The organism is Streptosporangium sp. NPDC000239 (assembly GCF_040300765.1).
GTDB lineage: Bacteria > Actinomycetota > Actinomycetes > Streptosporangiales > Streptosporangiaceae > Streptosporangium.
The window spans coordinates 73537-86173 of record NZ_JBEPEI010000028.1; the positions used below are offsets into that span (position 1 = coordinate 73537).

Below are 12637 nucleotides of genomic sequence, written 5' to 3' on the forward strand. Positions count from 1 at the left end.
ATCCTGAAGGGACGGAGATCGTGACCACCATCATCCCCGACTTCGGCCTGGCGGCCACCCGCCAGACCCCGCCGCCCTCCCTGGCCGTGACCACCGCGCAGGAGATCTCCGCGCAGGCCCAGCGGCTCGCCCAGCTCCCCATCGCGACCGAGGACCGGCGCGCCCTGCTCACCGCGCTCGTCGAGGCGGCCGAGTGCCTGTGCGGCGTCGCGACCGTGATCGGCACCCAGGTCCACCAGACGGCGCTCCTGCCGAGCATCGCCCTCCCCGACCGCGTCCGCGCCGAGGCGGACCGCCTGTACACCGAGGCGGACGAGGCGGCGTCGGCTTTCATCCGCGCCCGCCGCCACCTTGAGCGTGCCATCGAGGCGGACGAGGAGTTCGTCCTGGAGCAGGCCAAGGCCGCGCGGGGCGGTGACCTGTGACCGCCCTCGCCATCGCCCCGGTCAGCCCGGCCCCCGCCGACCCCATGACGCTCGCCCGCCGCATCGCCGACCTGGAGCTCACTGGCGACCGCGCTCAGCACAGGGCGTGGATCACCCTGGAGGACCTCCTCCGCGAGCCCGGCGCCGACGGCCGTCAGGCCTTCTTCGACGCCGCCGAACTGGTCCACGCGGCCCGCGTCGAACAGGCCGGGGCCGGTCTGCGGCCCATGCCGTACCCGCTCGTCACCGCCCGGACGGCGGTGGCGCAGTGAACGCCCCCATCACCCTGACCCTGTCGCCCCTCATGCTCACCGCCCTCGTCCCCGACGGCGCCTCCCTTGAGGGGGCGTGGGTTGTGCTCCTCGGCGACCACGACCAGATCGGCACCCACGACGGCCGCCCGGTGTACGCCCCCGCCGTCACCAGCTGGCAGCTTGTCATGCCGTGCCCCACGGAGGCGGCCGCGGTACGGCGCGCCGAACTGCTCGGCACCGCGTCCCTCGGAGGGGCGCAGGACGAGTGGCGCTGGTACAGCGACGACGACGGCCAGATGGCCGAGCTGTGGGGCCTGATCGACGGCGACGAGGTCCCGACCGAGGTGGCGATCGCCCCGCTGACCGCCCTGCTGCACAAGGCGGGTGAGTGATGGTCGCCCACGACCTGCACGCCGGGCTCATCGTCTCCTGCTCGGAGTGGGAGGACGGCCAGCCGGTCCTCATCCTGTCCGCCCACACCGGCCGCGGCCGGGTGGCGGTCCGCTACCAGGACGCCCGCGCCCACCACCCCGCGCACCTCGCCGAGGTGGACCCCGGGTTCGAGATCGACCTCATCGGCAGCTGCACCAGGAGGCCGCGGTGATCTCCGACCAGACGCACATCATCCGCCCCCGCCTGAGCTGGGACGGCGTCGACCTGACCTCCCGTTCCTTCAAGACCGTTCGCTCCTTCAACGGCATCCAGCTCGAGCGGAAGGGCCGTCTCATCCACGTGCTCGGCAGGGAACTGGACGCGGACACCGCCGACGGAATCGGTCGCGTCTTGATTGAGCTGGCCGAGGCCGCCAAGGAGGAGCCCGACCCGGCGCTGCTCCGGGACCTGAAGGACACGCTCGGCGACTCCCACGGCCTGATGGAGATGGACGCCGACCGGATGGCCCGCGCCATCCTGCTCCACTTCGACGTCAAGCCGAAGGGCGACGCCCAGTGAAGTGGACGGCCCAGGCCCTGCCCGCCTACCTCACCCGCTGGTGGGAGCAGCGCCGCACCCAGGCCGACGCCGAGGCTGCGGAACACCTCGCGGCGATCAGGCCGCCCGACCACGCCGGACGCGACCCCTACCAGCAGGAAGGGACCGCATGACCGCCGACGAGCCGCTCCTCGACCTCTACGACGAGGAGCAGTACGAGCGCGAGAAGGCCGACTACGACGGCCACCTCGACACCCCCGACGACGAGCGCGACGAGCAGGACGGAGACGACGAGTGATCACCGACCTGGCCACCCGGCACGCCTGCCCCGACTGCGGCATCGACCAGCAGGTCAACAAGGACGGCACCCTCCGCAAGCACAAGCAAGGCGTCCTCACCTGTACCGGATCCGGCCAGCCCATCGGCACCGCCCGCATCCCCCGCCGCTCAACGGCCGGCTTCTACAAGGACCCCGCCACCGGCGAGCTTCTCCGCTCGGTCACCACGATCCTCACCCAAGGATCCCCGAAGGAAGCCCTCATCCACTGGGCCGGGAACCTCGTCGCCGAAACCGCCATGGAACACCTGCCCCAGCTCGTGCGCGCCAGCCGCAACCCGCAGGCCGCCAAGGACGCCTACGACTGGCTGCGCCGCGCCCACACCAGGAAGAAGGACGAGCGGGCCGACCTCGGCACCGCCGTCCACCAGATCGTCGAGGCGAAAGTCCTCAACGAGCCGATGCCCGAGGCGATCCTCACCAACCCGGAGATGGCCCCCTACATCGCGAACTTCGAGGCCTTCGTCGCCGACTGGCAGATCACCTTCACCGCCTCCGAGATGGTCGTCGCCGACTACGACCACAAGTTCGCCGGCACCCTCGACTACCTCCTGCAGTCCCCCCTCCTCGCCCAGGCACTCGGCTGCCCGCCCGACATGGACATCCCCGGCGACACGAAAGGCCTGCCGCTCGACACTCCGCTGCCAACCCCGACCGGGTGGACAACCATCGGCGCCGTCCAAGTCGGCGACCAGGTCCTTTCTTCCAACGGTCAGCCCTGCACCGTCACCCAGAAGTCCGAAGTCCACTACCGCGACTGCTACCGCGTCACCTTCGACGATGGCAACTCCGTGATCTGCGACGACGAACACCTCTGGCTCACCCACAGCGGGCGGCACGGCGAGAAGATCGGCGTCAGGTCCACAATCGAACTCGCGGAGACCCTCAAGCTGTACGGCACTCGGCAACACCGCGTACCAGTCGCAGAGCCGCTCAACCTGCCCGACGCTGTTCTGCCCGTTGAGCCGTATGTCCTGGGGGTCTGGCTCGGGGACGGCAAGCACACCAGCGGTGAGATCACCAAGCCCGACGATGAGCTGTACGACAACATCGTCGCCTGCGGCTACGAGGTCGGCCCCCGACAGAAGACGAAGGATCGTTGCCAGGTCCGATCAGTCCTTGGTCTTGCCGGCGACCTCCGAATCCTGGGCGTGCTCGGCAACAAGCACATCCCTGACCTCTACCTCCGTGCATCCCGGCAACAGCGTCTGGCCCTGCTCCAGGGGCTGATGGACACCGACGGAACGTGGCATCGCACACGGCACCAGGCGCTGTTCGGCTGCGTCGATAAGCGGCTGGCCCAAGCGGTGTATGAGCTGGTCATCTCCCTCGGCCAGCGCGCGTTGTTCATCGAAGCGCCCTACAACGGCTTCGGCAAGACCGGCACCTCCTACCGCGTTGTCTTCACTCCGCGTGGCATCAACCCCTTCCGCATGTCACGTAAGGCCGGTCTTGTTCAGGTGCCATCCACCGCGCGCGCCAGCCGCCGGGTCATCACCAAGGTCGAGCGGACGCTGACCGTGGCCACTCAGTGCATCGCGGTGAACTCACCCGACCGCACCTACCTGTGCACCGAGGCGATGATCCCGACGCACAACACCGGCGGTGAACTCGACGAGACCACCTACGACGGCGGCGTCAAGGGCGTCTACCCCGAGGCCGGAGTCCAGATGTCGGCCTACCGCAAAGCGAAGTACGGGTGGCTGCGCGACGGCACCCGGGTCGAGATGCCGCCCCGCCACGACATCGGCGTCGTCCTGCACCTGCGCCCCGAGGGCTACCGCCTCTACCCGGTCCGGTGCGGCGACGAGGTGTTCGAGACGTTCACCTTCATCCGCCGGGTGGCCGAGTTCCAGACCGGCCCGGCCAAAACCATCGTCGGCCCCGCCCTCGTACCCCCGTCCGCCCCTGCCAGGAAGGTGGCCTGACCCATGCCCATCATCGATCTTCAGCGCCGCATGCGGCAGCTCGGCGAGATCCGCATCGGCCACGCCGTCGACACCGGCCGCGTCAGCGAGCGCACCGGCAAACCGATCCTGCGGCCCGCGAAGCTCAACCGCTTCCGCCTCACCTCCGCCAGTAAGCCGCTGCTGGACGAGGTGGCCGCCCTGTACGGCGGCACCGTGCAGCCGTGGACGCCCGCCAACGGCGGTCCGTCGGAGTGGGAGGTCTACACCGACGCCGACCGGCTGCCCGTCCTGATCCCCCCGCGCGAGCCGGTCACCCAGTGGTACGAGCAGTACAAGGGCTCCAAGTGCGTGCGCCGCTGCGACGGCGCCACCGAACAGAAGTCCGACCGGCCGTGCCTGTGCGACCCGGACAAGCGGGCCTGCCAGATCACCACCCGCCTCAACGTGATGCTGCGCAACGTGACCGGCCTGGGCGTGTGGCTGCTCACCTCCCACGGCTACTACGCCGCCGTCGAACTGCCGGAGGTCGCCCAGTTCCTGGCGGAGACCCGCGGCTACGTGGACGCGTGGCTGACCATGGAGGAGAAGCAGGTCGTCCGCGACGACGGCCAGACGACCCGGTTCATGGTGCCCAAGCTCGACGTCGCGGTGACCCCGGCGCAGCTGCTGGCCGGTGAAGGGGCGGCCGCCACGGCGGTCGAACAGGGGCAGCAGCAGCCTGCGGTGGCGGGCGGTAGCCGTACGGCGATCGAAGCCGCCCCGGCCTCTCCGACGGCGGAGGACTTCATCGCCGCCGCCGAGGGCTCGGCGACGCTGGAGGACCTCAGCACCAACCTGCAGGCCGCCCAGCACGCCGGGTTCGCCCACGAGTTGCAGAACCCCGGCGACCCGGTCGCGGCCGCGTTCATGCGCCGCCGCGACCAGCTGCTCAACCCGCAGCCGCCCGCCGTCGCACCGCCCGCCCCGGCCCCGGAGGCGCCCGGCGCGGACGTGGACCTGCTGTGGCAGCAGATCGTCGCCACCTGGTCCGGCGGCATGACCGCCCTCACCGACGCCATCACCCGCTTCACCGGCGGTGTCGCCCCCGAGGACGCGGCCCCGGCCGACCTCGACGCCTTCCTGAAGAAGCTCCGCGCGGGCGAACTCGGCGCCGCCACCGAGGAAGTGCCGTTCTGATGGGCTGGCACCTCGCCCCCATGGCCAGCGCCGACACGGAGACGTCCGGGATTTCGATCGAGACCGACCGGATCCTCACCGCCGCCGTCATCGCCATCGACCCGGCACGGCGGACACGCGAGACCACGTTCTGGGTCCTCGACCCAGGCATCGACGTGCCGGCCACCGCCGCCGAGATCCACGGCTACGACACGGCGCGGATCCGGGCGGAAGGCCGGAAGGACGTCGCGGCGGCGATCGGGGAGATCGCCGACGCCGTCATGGCGCCGGTGCACGCCGGAATCCCACTGATCGTCTACAACGCCCCGTACGACCTTTCCCTGATTGATCGCGAGACCCGCCGCTACGGGCTGGAACCGCTGGAGGACCGTCTCCGCGCCGCGACGGCGACCGTGGTGGACCCGTTCGTGCTGGACAAGGCTCTGGACAAGTACCGGCCGGGGAAGCGGACGTTGACCGCGGTCAGCGAGCACTACCGGGTGCCGGTGGGCGAGGACGCGCACGGCGCCGAAGCAGACGCGCTCGCGTCTGCCCGGGTGGCGTACCGGCTGTGCCAGAAGTTCCCGAAGATCGCGCAGATGCCGCTGGCTGAGCTGCACGCCCTGCAGGTGCGGGCGAAGGCCGAGCAGGCGGCCAGCTTCCGCGCCTACCTGACTCGGCAGGGCAAGGCCGTCGACGGCGTGCGTGACGAGTGGCCGCTCGTGCCCTACACGGCCCCCACCTCCACCTCCTGAACGACCCGGGCCCCGCCCAGACGCGGCGGGGCTCCTCACACCTGGAGAACGACGTGCACGACAACCCCACCGGCCGCCTCGTGCGCCGCACCTGGGCAGAGCTGCCCCGCCCCGTCGCGGGCGACCTCGTCCGCCCCGCCGACGGCGGCGGCCTGTTCGGCCTGGTCACCTTCGGGTGGGCCGAAGAACTCATCTCGCAGGACCCCGCCTGGTGGCGGGAGCTGGCCACCGCGGCGCTCGCCACCGCGCACGCCCTGGAGGCTGAGCAGTCGCCGATGCCGCCCGCCGAAGAGCCGGCCACGCCGGTCGAGGAGGAGCCGCTCGGCCTCCGCGCCGCTGCGGTCGGGCGCGAACCGTACGTCGACCCGACCCCGACCGGCGTCCACCCCGTCCTGAACGGCGGCGACCAGTGCTGACCGGCGGGGGATGGCTGCTCGCCGCCGCCCTCACCATCCTGCTGGCCGCCCGCGGACTCCACTACCGGCCCGCCCTCCGCCGCCGCATCACCAAGGCCGCCGCACGCCGGGCCCGAACGGCCCGCGCCACCCTCGCCGCCCTCTGGCGCGGCCTCCGACTCCACCCCCGCGCACCCCACCACGGAAGGACCACGCGATGAGCGACGCCGCCCTCACCCACATCGAGGAAGAACTGCGTGCCGAGCGGGCCCGCCAGGACGCCCGCTGGGGCGAGCAGAACCACCCCGACGGGACCGGACTCCCGATCTACCAGCACAGCGCCCACCGCCACCGGGAGCACGCCGAGCGCGCCGCTGCGGCTGGCGTCTTGGCCTGGCGGGACATCCTCCAAGAGGAGGTTTACGAGGCGCTCGCCGAGGGCGATCCTGCCACGCTGCGTGCCGAGCTGATCCAGGTGGCCGCCGTCGCGGTCGCGTGGATCGAGGCAATCGACCGCCGTACGGTGGCCCAGGACGGTGCCCTGTGACCCGCACCCCCGCCGCCACGGCCGTCACCGAAGGCCCGTTCGACGTCCTCGTCGAGGACGGCACCGTCCAACTCCTCGACGACTGCCCCCACTGCCACCGCGCGGTCGTCACCCCACTGCCCGTCGGCGACGCCCTCCTCGGCGCCGAGCAGCTCCAGGCCGCCGCCCAGCTCGCCGAAGCCGACGCGCCTATGCCCTCCCTGCGGCCCGCACCCGCCCAGGGGTTCAGCCGGGCCGACCTCCGCCTCGTCGACGCGCCGAACGGAGGTGCGTGATGCTCACCGACGCCCGACTGGCGGAGATCCGCGACCGCCACGCCGCCACCACCCCCGGCACCTGGGCCCTCGACGGGCCGTACTACTGGCCCGGCGACGACGACCCGCACGTCTCCAGCGTGGCGGTGGATACCGACCGCATGCCGGTCCTACTGCCAGCACCCGGAAACAAGAACGGTGAGGCCGACCTGGCCTTCGCGGTCCATGCCCACCAGGACGTGACCGAGCTGGTGGCCGAGGTCGAGCGGCTCCGTGCTCACATCCTCGACATCGACGCCCACGCCACCCCCTACGGCGACATCCCCGACGACCCCGGCTACGTCGGCATCTACCTGGTCACAGCCGGGGCGCTCCATCGGGCACTCGGCAAGGTCGGCCACTGCGCACCGTCATGCCAGGCCGAAGCCGAACGGGACGCCCTGCGTGCCGAGCTAGAGCGCCGCGACCAGGCCGATGCCGAAGCCCTCGCCGACCAGACCCTCGTCAAGGGCCTGACCGTTGAAGACGGCACCGCCACCCTGTCCCTCATCCCGCCCCGGGAGATCGCCGCCGTCTGGGCGCACTGCGCCAAGGGGATGCTCGGCGACGCCCCGAACTACAGCGAGACGCCGGTGACCTACCCGTCCGTGTCCATGGAGGTCATCCCGGCAGGCGAGCCGGAGCGGTACGCGCTCATCGTGCAGCGGGTCGGCAAGCTCACCCCACACGAGGCCCGGCAGCGCGCCGAGGCCGAGCGGGACGAGGCCCTGGCCGAGCTGAAGGCCACCCGCCAGGACGCCGCCCGGTGGAGGCGCGTCGAACCCCTCATCGAGCGCAGCCACCGCCACGCCTACCACCTCGACCCCGTCGACCTCCTGAACGTCGCCGCAGACGACACCGAGGAGGCCCCCGATGCGTGACCTCCTCCTGTGGGCCTTCGCCCTCCTCTGCGGCCTGGCCATCACCGCCCTGCTGTACCTCCTGGTGCCGCCCATGCCCCGCCGTCGCCCGCCGCTGGAGCGACTGGCTGACCCGGACGACGACTACGACGGGCTGGTCTCCCTCGACAAGTGGAGGCGGCAGTGACCGAGCAGCCCCGCCTCGACGAGCTCAACGCCGAGCTCGCGCTCATCGAGATGCGCGACCTTGCCGACCGCATCCCCGTCCCCGACGCGCTCGACGACATCCGCCGGAGGACCCAGTGAGCCTCGCCACCGCCTTCTACAGCGCCCTCACCGTTTCCGCAGCCGCCACCGCCATCTGGGCCACCCGCGCCCGCACCCTGTGCGGCACCGCAGTCGCCCTCACCGTCTGCGTCGTTGCCGCAGCCTGCACCGCCCTCACCCTGACCCCGGCCGCCGAGCCCGCCCCGGCGCCGCACACCGTCCTGGAGGCCCAGGCATGACCGCCCCCACGACCCCCGCCGCCGGAGCCCTACCCCACCAGGGCCCGGCGGCGGGCACCACCCCGCGCACCCGGCGCAGGCCGAAGGACATCGGCACCGCCGCCGAAACCGCCGTCGTCCGCACCCTGGCCCGGCTCGGATTCCCCCACGCCGAACGCCGTGCGCTGGCCGGCGCCTACGACCTGGGCGACATCACCGGCACCCCCGGCATCGTCTGGGAGGTCAAGGGCGGACGACAGACCAAGGCGCCGTCCGACGAGCAGATCGCCGCCTGGATGGCCGAAACCGAGGTCGAGCGGCGCAACGCAGGCGCCGACATCGGCGTCCTTGTCCTGCAGCGGCACGGCGTCGGCCCGAAGAACGCCGACCGCTGGTGGGCCTACCTCCGCGCCCAGCACGTCATGACCGTCCACCCCGCCGGACCCGACTTCCCCGTCCGTGTCCAGCTCGCCCACGCCAGCCTCCTGCTGCGTGGGATCGGATACGGACAGCCGCTCGATCCCGAGGCGGCAGGCCGATGATGACCACAGCCGAGGCCACCTGGGTCCGTGACCACGCCTGGACCGGCGCCATGCGCAAGACCTACAAGGAAGTCCCGGGCTTCTACCTGACCTGCTCCTGCCAGTGGAACGGCCCCTGCCTGAACGACGCCCGCCCCGGCGTGCACGAGGTATGCCACATGGGCGTCGCCATGTCCTACTACGAGACGGTCATCGAGGTCCGCGGAGGCCAGGCGGTCGCCGCGTTCCCGACGCCGTACCGGCACCCCACCGCGAGCGCGACCGGCTGGCACCTCTCACACCTGGCGATGGTGTGGATCGCCGACAGGCGGTGCCGCTGGCAGTGCACCTGCCCCTGCGACCACCGTCGCGACGTCGCCCACGCCCCCGAGCTGAACCCGATGCGGCCGAAGCGGCCGATCCGGTACGAGGTCGTCGAGCTCCCCGGACTGCTGGCAGGGGTGTCGTGATGCCGACCGTGACCTGCGCCTGCTGCGGCAGGCCCGGCACCCACAAGGCGAGAGGCCTCACCACCGCCTGCTACACCCGCCACCGCCTCCGCAACACCCTGGACCGCTACCCCCGCGTCAACGCCGCCCCCACCTGGACCCCCGTCAGCGCCCGTGGCCAGCGCCTTCTGGCGCAGTACGCCGAACTCGTCGCCGCGAAAGCCTCCCCGGCCCGCATCCGGTGGGAGCTGTCCCTCGGCGAGCGGCAGATCCAGCGATACGCCGCCGCCCACCGCCACACCCAGACCACCGAAAGGAGCGCCGCCGCATGACCGCCACAACCGCCATGCGACCCGACATGAGCCGTGCCCTCGCCCTCCTCGCCGCCGGCCACACCATCCACGCCGTCGCCGAACACACCGGCTGGCCCATCTCCGCCGTCCGCGGCCTCGCCAACGGCCAAAAGGGCTGGATGATCGACAAGAACGGCCGCGTCTACGACCCCAGCAAACCGAAGTACAAAGTCCAGGTCCCCGACGACGTACCCACCGAGGACCTCACCTGGGCGCGCAGCCTTCTCGACGGCACCCCCCGCACCATCCAGTTCCAGGCACCCACCCCCGCGACACCGGCCGCCCCGCCGAAGCCCCCCGCCGCCAGCAGCCCCCGCCCCGTCAAGGGCGCCGCCGCCGTCGACGGCCCCCTCGCCGTCGACCTGCCCCTCAGCAAGATTCACGACCACCCCGGCAACATCCGCGACGACGTCGGCGACCTCGACGAGCTCGCCGCCAGCATCGCCGCCCAAGGCTTCCTGCAGCCCCTCACCGTCCGCCCCCACCCGGCCAAGCCCGGCCACTACGAACTGCTCGCCGGCCACCGACGCCGCGCCGCCGCCCTCCAGGCAGGCCTCACCACCGTCCCGGCCGTCGTCCGCCACGACGTCACCGACGCCCAGGCGATCGAGGTGATGCTGGTCGAGAACGTCCAGCGCCGCGACCTCAACCCGATCGAGAAAGCCGAAGCCCTCGGCGCACTCCGCGACCAGGGCTACTCCGGCGCCCTCATCACCGCCCGCACCGGCATAGCCTCCGGCACCGTCTCCTACCTCCTGGCGCTCCTAGAACTCGACGACGCCTCCAAGGAGCGGGTCCGCACCGGGGAGCTGACCGCCACCGACGCCGTCGCCGCCGTCCGCCGCCTGCGCAAGAAGGCCCGCGAAGCCCGCGCCGCCGGGTCCTCCGCGGTTCCGGCGTGGTCGTGGGAGCCCGACTACCTGACCACCACCCACCCGCTCGCGAAGAAGGCCTCCCGGCTGTGCCACGCCCGGGAGCACACCGCCCGCCGCCGGATCGGGCAGGTCGCCTGCGGCCAGTGCTGGGAGACCGTCATCAGGGGCGACGAGCGCGTCGTCATCGCCACCGAGGCCGAGCACCAGGGGAGCGCCTCGTGAAAGGCGTCGAGCGAGCCGCGTGCCGCGGGGCCAACGCTGAGATCTTTTTCCCGATCTCCTATGGCCCCCACATCCCCGAGGTGATCGAGGCCAAGGAGGTCTGCCGCGGCTGCCCCATCCTGGAGGCCTGCCTCGCCTACGCCCTTGAGAACGGCGAAACGGAAGGCATCTGGGGCGGCCTCGTCCCTGACGAGCGCCGCGCGATCCTCCTCAGGCAGGCCACCCCGGCCGCCGCCCCGAAGCCCGACGCGCTTGAGCTGCGTCAGGTCCTGGACGGTCACCGCCAGCGCCTCGACTGGACGTGGCACCAGGTCGCCCAAGTCGTGGACGTGTCCGACGCGGTGCTCAGCAAGCTCTCCGGCGGGCGGCGCATGAACCCCGACGCCATGACCCGCGCGTGGGCGTGGGCCGCCGAGCAAGACGCCGGGGTGCCCGCATGACCGGCCGGATCGCACCCGCACGCCGCGCCCTCGTGAACGCCCACCACCCCGACGGCGCCGACCGCACCATCTGCGGCCTCGACACCACCGACCCGGGCGAACTGTGGCAGACGGTACCGCCCGACGCCATGGTCCCCACCTGCCGGGCCTGCCAGGGCGAAGAGGAACCGCCGACGCTCGACGCGATCGCGTGGCTAGAGGAACAGGCCGACACCTACAAGGCCCAGCTCGGCAACCCCACCACCGCGCGCACTCTGCCGACCGCCCCCGATCACCTCACCTATCCGGGCGTCGAGCCGCTGGGACCCAAGGCCTCCACCATCGCCCAGGACCTCCGTGCCTGACCGGACCATCGCCTCCAGCCCGGCCGCCACCCGCGGCCGGGCCTGCAGGTACTGGATCGCCCGCGAGGCGCGCCGCTGCGGCACGACCAGCGGCGTGAGGCCCTACATCGCCGGGCCCCGCTGTCCCCGCCACACCCCGGCCGCCCTCGCGGGCCAGCCGGAGCCCGGCAACACCCTGCACGAGCACAACGCCTTCCCCAAGGAGGCCACAGCATGACCAGCAAAACCACAACAGCCACCCTGACCACCCTCCTCGACCACGCCGACGGCGACAGCCGTACCGTGATGCGGCAGCTCGTCAACGCGGTCGCTGACGCTCGCGGCCTCACCCCGCCGTGGGACGTGCCGCCCGCCACCGGTCTGGAACCTCTCGGTGACCTCGCTAGGTGGGGTGTCGTCGAACTGGGGGAGGCGCGGCTCGCTCTTGCCTCGGCGCGGCAGCGCGACGCGCACGGCATGGTGTACACCCCGCCCGAGATCGTGGACTTCCAGGTGCGGTCAGCGATGCAGGTGGCGGGACTGGACCGCCTCGCGGGCAATCCGCGGGCCCTCGACCACATCACCATCGTCGACCCAGCCTGCGGCCCTGGCATTTATATCGTCCACTGCGCCCGCTACCTGGCCCGCTGGTACGCCGCCCAGCTTGCCGAATCCGAACCCGCGGACTGGATGGTGAAGATTGTTCTTCCGTTCGTGATGGTCGAGTGCCTCTACGGCATCGACCTGGACGAAGTGGCGGTGGATCTCGCCAAGTCGGTGTGCTGGCTGGAGATCAACGGCGACGCCCCGATCACATTCATGGACGACAACATCGTGATCGCGGACACCTTCGCTGATGACCTGCCACGACACGCTCGGAAACTCGCGGCTCGCTGGCCCAGGTTCGATGCCGCCCCTCATCCAGCGACGGGGGCCACACGATGACCGATCCCGCATTGAACCTTGCGGCGACCGGCGCGCCACTCCACCCCCTGCTGCTGGTGCTCGCGGTGGCCGTACCGCTGGAGATCGAGCGCCTGCGGGAGATGGACGACAAGTCGCGTACCCGCCAGATTGCCGCCGCCCTCGCCGCCAGCCGCTACCCCGA

At 71.7% G+C, this 12637-nt stretch carries 26 protein-coding genes; all 26 read left to right on the forward strand.

The features are described from left to right. Positions 1-20: 20 nt before the first annotated feature. The 26 genes from ABT340_RS39230 to ABT340_RS39355 are packed head-to-tail and all read left to right on the forward strand — an operon-like array spanning position 21 to position 12474. On the forward strand, positions 21-425 hold the full coding sequence (locus tag ABT340_RS39230; RefSeq protein ID WP_352016010.1) for a hypothetical protein: 405 nt from the start codon (positions 21-23) through the stop codon (positions 423-425). Then, complete coding sequence (locus ABT340_RS39235; protein ID WP_352016011.1) at positions 422-697, forward strand: hypothetical protein; 276 nt, start codon at positions 422-424, stop codon at positions 695-697. The genes ABT340_RS39230 and ABT340_RS39235 overlap by 4 nt, the downstream gene beginning before the upstream one ends. After that, a complete protein-coding gene (locus ABT340_RS39240; protein WP_352016012.1) occupies positions 694-1071 on the forward strand; it encodes a hypothetical protein in 378 nt (125 codons plus the stop codon). The genes ABT340_RS39235 and ABT340_RS39240 overlap by 4 nt, the downstream gene beginning before the upstream one ends. Next, positions 1071-1283: a hypothetical protein gene (locus ABT340_RS39245; RefSeq protein WP_352016013.1), complete on the forward strand. Its 213-nt coding sequence runs from the start codon at positions 1071-1073 to the stop codon at positions 1281-1283. The genes ABT340_RS39240 and ABT340_RS39245 overlap by 1 nt, the downstream gene beginning before the upstream one ends. Then, positions 1280-1630 carry a hypothetical protein gene (locus tag ABT340_RS39250; protein WP_352016014.1) on the forward strand — a complete coding sequence of 117 codons (351 nt, stop codon included), beginning with the start codon at positions 1280-1282 and terminating at the stop codon, positions 1628-1630. Before ABT340_RS39245 ends, ABT340_RS39250 begins: the two co-directional genes overlap by 4 nt. Next, a complete protein-coding gene (locus tag ABT340_RS39255) occupies positions 1627-1782 on the forward strand; it encodes a hypothetical protein (RefSeq protein ID WP_352016015.1) in 156 nt (51 codons plus the stop codon). The genes ABT340_RS39250 and ABT340_RS39255 overlap by 4 nt, the downstream gene beginning before the upstream one ends. Further along, positions 1779-1907 carry a hypothetical protein gene (locus ABT340_RS39260; protein WP_352016016.1) on the forward strand — a complete coding sequence of 43 codons (129 nt, stop codon included), beginning with the start codon at positions 1779-1781 and terminating at the stop codon, positions 1905-1907. Before ABT340_RS39255 ends, ABT340_RS39260 begins: the two co-directional genes overlap by 4 nt. Further along, positions 1904-3874, forward strand: a complete 1971-nt coding sequence (locus ABT340_RS39265) for a hypothetical protein (RefSeq protein ID WP_352016017.1) — start codon at positions 1904-1906, stop codon at positions 3872-3874. Before ABT340_RS39260 ends, ABT340_RS39265 begins: the two co-directional genes overlap by 4 nt. A 3-nt stretch (positions 3875-3877) precedes the next feature. Next, positions 3878-5032, forward strand: a complete 1155-nt coding sequence (locus tag ABT340_RS39270) for a recombination directionality factor (RefSeq protein WP_352016018.1) — start codon at positions 3878-3880, stop codon at positions 5030-5032. Further along, positions 5032-5766 (forward strand): exonuclease domain-containing protein, encoded by a 735-nt coding sequence (locus tag ABT340_RS39275; protein ID WP_352016019.1) that lies wholly within the window; start codon positions 5032-5034, stop codon positions 5764-5766. The genes ABT340_RS39270 and ABT340_RS39275 overlap by 1 nt, the downstream gene beginning before the upstream one ends. 53 nt (positions 5767-5819) lie before the next feature. Then, the gene (locus ABT340_RS39280; RefSeq protein WP_352016020.1) at positions 5820-6182 is read left to right on the forward strand and encodes a hypothetical protein; all 363 of its coding nucleotides are present in this window, start codon (positions 5820-5822) and stop codon (positions 6180-6182) included. Further along, positions 6176-6382 carry a hypothetical protein gene (locus ABT340_RS39285; RefSeq protein ID WP_352016021.1) on the forward strand — a complete coding sequence of 69 codons (207 nt, stop codon included), beginning with the start codon at positions 6176-6178 and terminating at the stop codon, positions 6380-6382. Before ABT340_RS39280 ends, ABT340_RS39285 begins: the two co-directional genes overlap by 7 nt. Next, positions 6379-6708, forward strand: a complete 330-nt coding sequence (locus ABT340_RS39290; protein ID WP_352016022.1) for a hypothetical protein — start codon at positions 6379-6381, stop codon at positions 6706-6708. Before ABT340_RS39285 ends, ABT340_RS39290 begins: the two co-directional genes overlap by 4 nt. Beyond that, complete coding sequence (locus ABT340_RS39295; protein WP_352016023.1) at positions 6705-6983, forward strand: hypothetical protein; 279 nt, start codon at positions 6705-6707, stop codon at positions 6981-6983. The genes ABT340_RS39290 and ABT340_RS39295 overlap by 4 nt, the downstream gene beginning before the upstream one ends. After that, positions 6983-7882, forward strand: a complete 900-nt coding sequence (locus ABT340_RS39300) for a hypothetical protein (protein WP_352016024.1) — start codon at positions 6983-6985, stop codon at positions 7880-7882. Before ABT340_RS39295 ends, ABT340_RS39300 begins: the two co-directional genes overlap by 1 nt. Then, positions 7875-8048: a hypothetical protein gene (locus tag ABT340_RS39305; protein WP_352016025.1), complete on the forward strand. Its 174-nt coding sequence runs from the start codon at positions 7875-7877 to the stop codon at positions 8046-8048. Before ABT340_RS39300 ends, ABT340_RS39305 begins: the two co-directional genes overlap by 8 nt. Continuing rightward, a complete protein-coding gene (locus ABT340_RS39310) occupies positions 8045-8167 on the forward strand; it encodes a hypothetical protein (protein ID WP_352016026.1) in 123 nt (40 codons plus the stop codon). The genes ABT340_RS39305 and ABT340_RS39310 overlap by 4 nt, the downstream gene beginning before the upstream one ends. Further along, the gene (locus tag ABT340_RS39315) at positions 8164-8367 is read left to right on the forward strand and encodes a hypothetical protein (protein ID WP_352016027.1); all 204 of its coding nucleotides are present in this window, start codon (positions 8164-8166) and stop codon (positions 8365-8367) included. Before ABT340_RS39310 ends, ABT340_RS39315 begins: the two co-directional genes overlap by 4 nt. After that, a complete protein-coding gene (locus ABT340_RS39320) occupies positions 8364-8888 on the forward strand; it encodes a hypothetical protein (protein ID WP_352016028.1) in 525 nt (174 codons plus the stop codon). Before ABT340_RS39315 ends, ABT340_RS39320 begins: the two co-directional genes overlap by 4 nt. Then, positions 8885-9337 carry a DUF6248 family natural product biosynthesis protein gene (locus tag ABT340_RS39325; RefSeq protein ID WP_352016029.1) on the forward strand — a complete coding sequence of 151 codons (453 nt, stop codon included), beginning with the start codon at positions 8885-8887 and terminating at the stop codon, positions 9335-9337. Before ABT340_RS39320 ends, ABT340_RS39325 begins: the two co-directional genes overlap by 4 nt. Beyond that, entirely contained in the window at positions 9337-9648 is a 312-nt protein-coding gene (locus ABT340_RS39330; protein ID WP_352016030.1) for a hypothetical protein, read from the forward strand. Before ABT340_RS39325 ends, ABT340_RS39330 begins: the two co-directional genes overlap by 1 nt. Continuing rightward, positions 9645-10766: a ParB/RepB/Spo0J family partition protein gene (locus tag ABT340_RS39335; protein ID WP_352016031.1), complete on the forward strand. Its 1122-nt coding sequence runs from the start codon at positions 9645-9647 to the stop codon at positions 10764-10766. Before ABT340_RS39330 ends, ABT340_RS39335 begins: the two co-directional genes overlap by 4 nt. Continuing rightward, positions 10763-11206, forward strand: coding sequence for a WhiB family transcriptional regulator (locus tag ABT340_RS42540; protein ID WP_502992601.1), 444 nt, complete (start codon positions 10763-10765; stop codon positions 11204-11206). The genes ABT340_RS39335 and ABT340_RS42540 overlap by 4 nt, the downstream gene beginning before the upstream one ends. Beyond that, entirely contained in the window at positions 11203-11550 is a 348-nt protein-coding gene (locus tag ABT340_RS39345; RefSeq protein WP_352016032.1) for a hypothetical protein, read from the forward strand. The genes ABT340_RS42540 and ABT340_RS39345 overlap by 4 nt, the downstream gene beginning before the upstream one ends. Then, on the forward strand, positions 11543-11767 hold the full coding sequence (locus ABT340_RS39350) for a hypothetical protein (RefSeq protein ID WP_352016033.1): 225 nt from the start codon (positions 11543-11545) through the stop codon (positions 11765-11767). Before ABT340_RS39345 ends, ABT340_RS39350 begins: the two co-directional genes overlap by 8 nt. Next, positions 11764-12474: a DNA methyltransferase family protein gene (locus tag ABT340_RS39355; protein WP_352016034.1), complete on the forward strand. Its 711-nt coding sequence runs from the start codon at positions 11764-11766 to the stop codon at positions 12472-12474. Before ABT340_RS39350 ends, ABT340_RS39355 begins: the two co-directional genes overlap by 4 nt. The last annotated feature ends 163 nt before the right edge of the window (positions 12475-12637 follow it).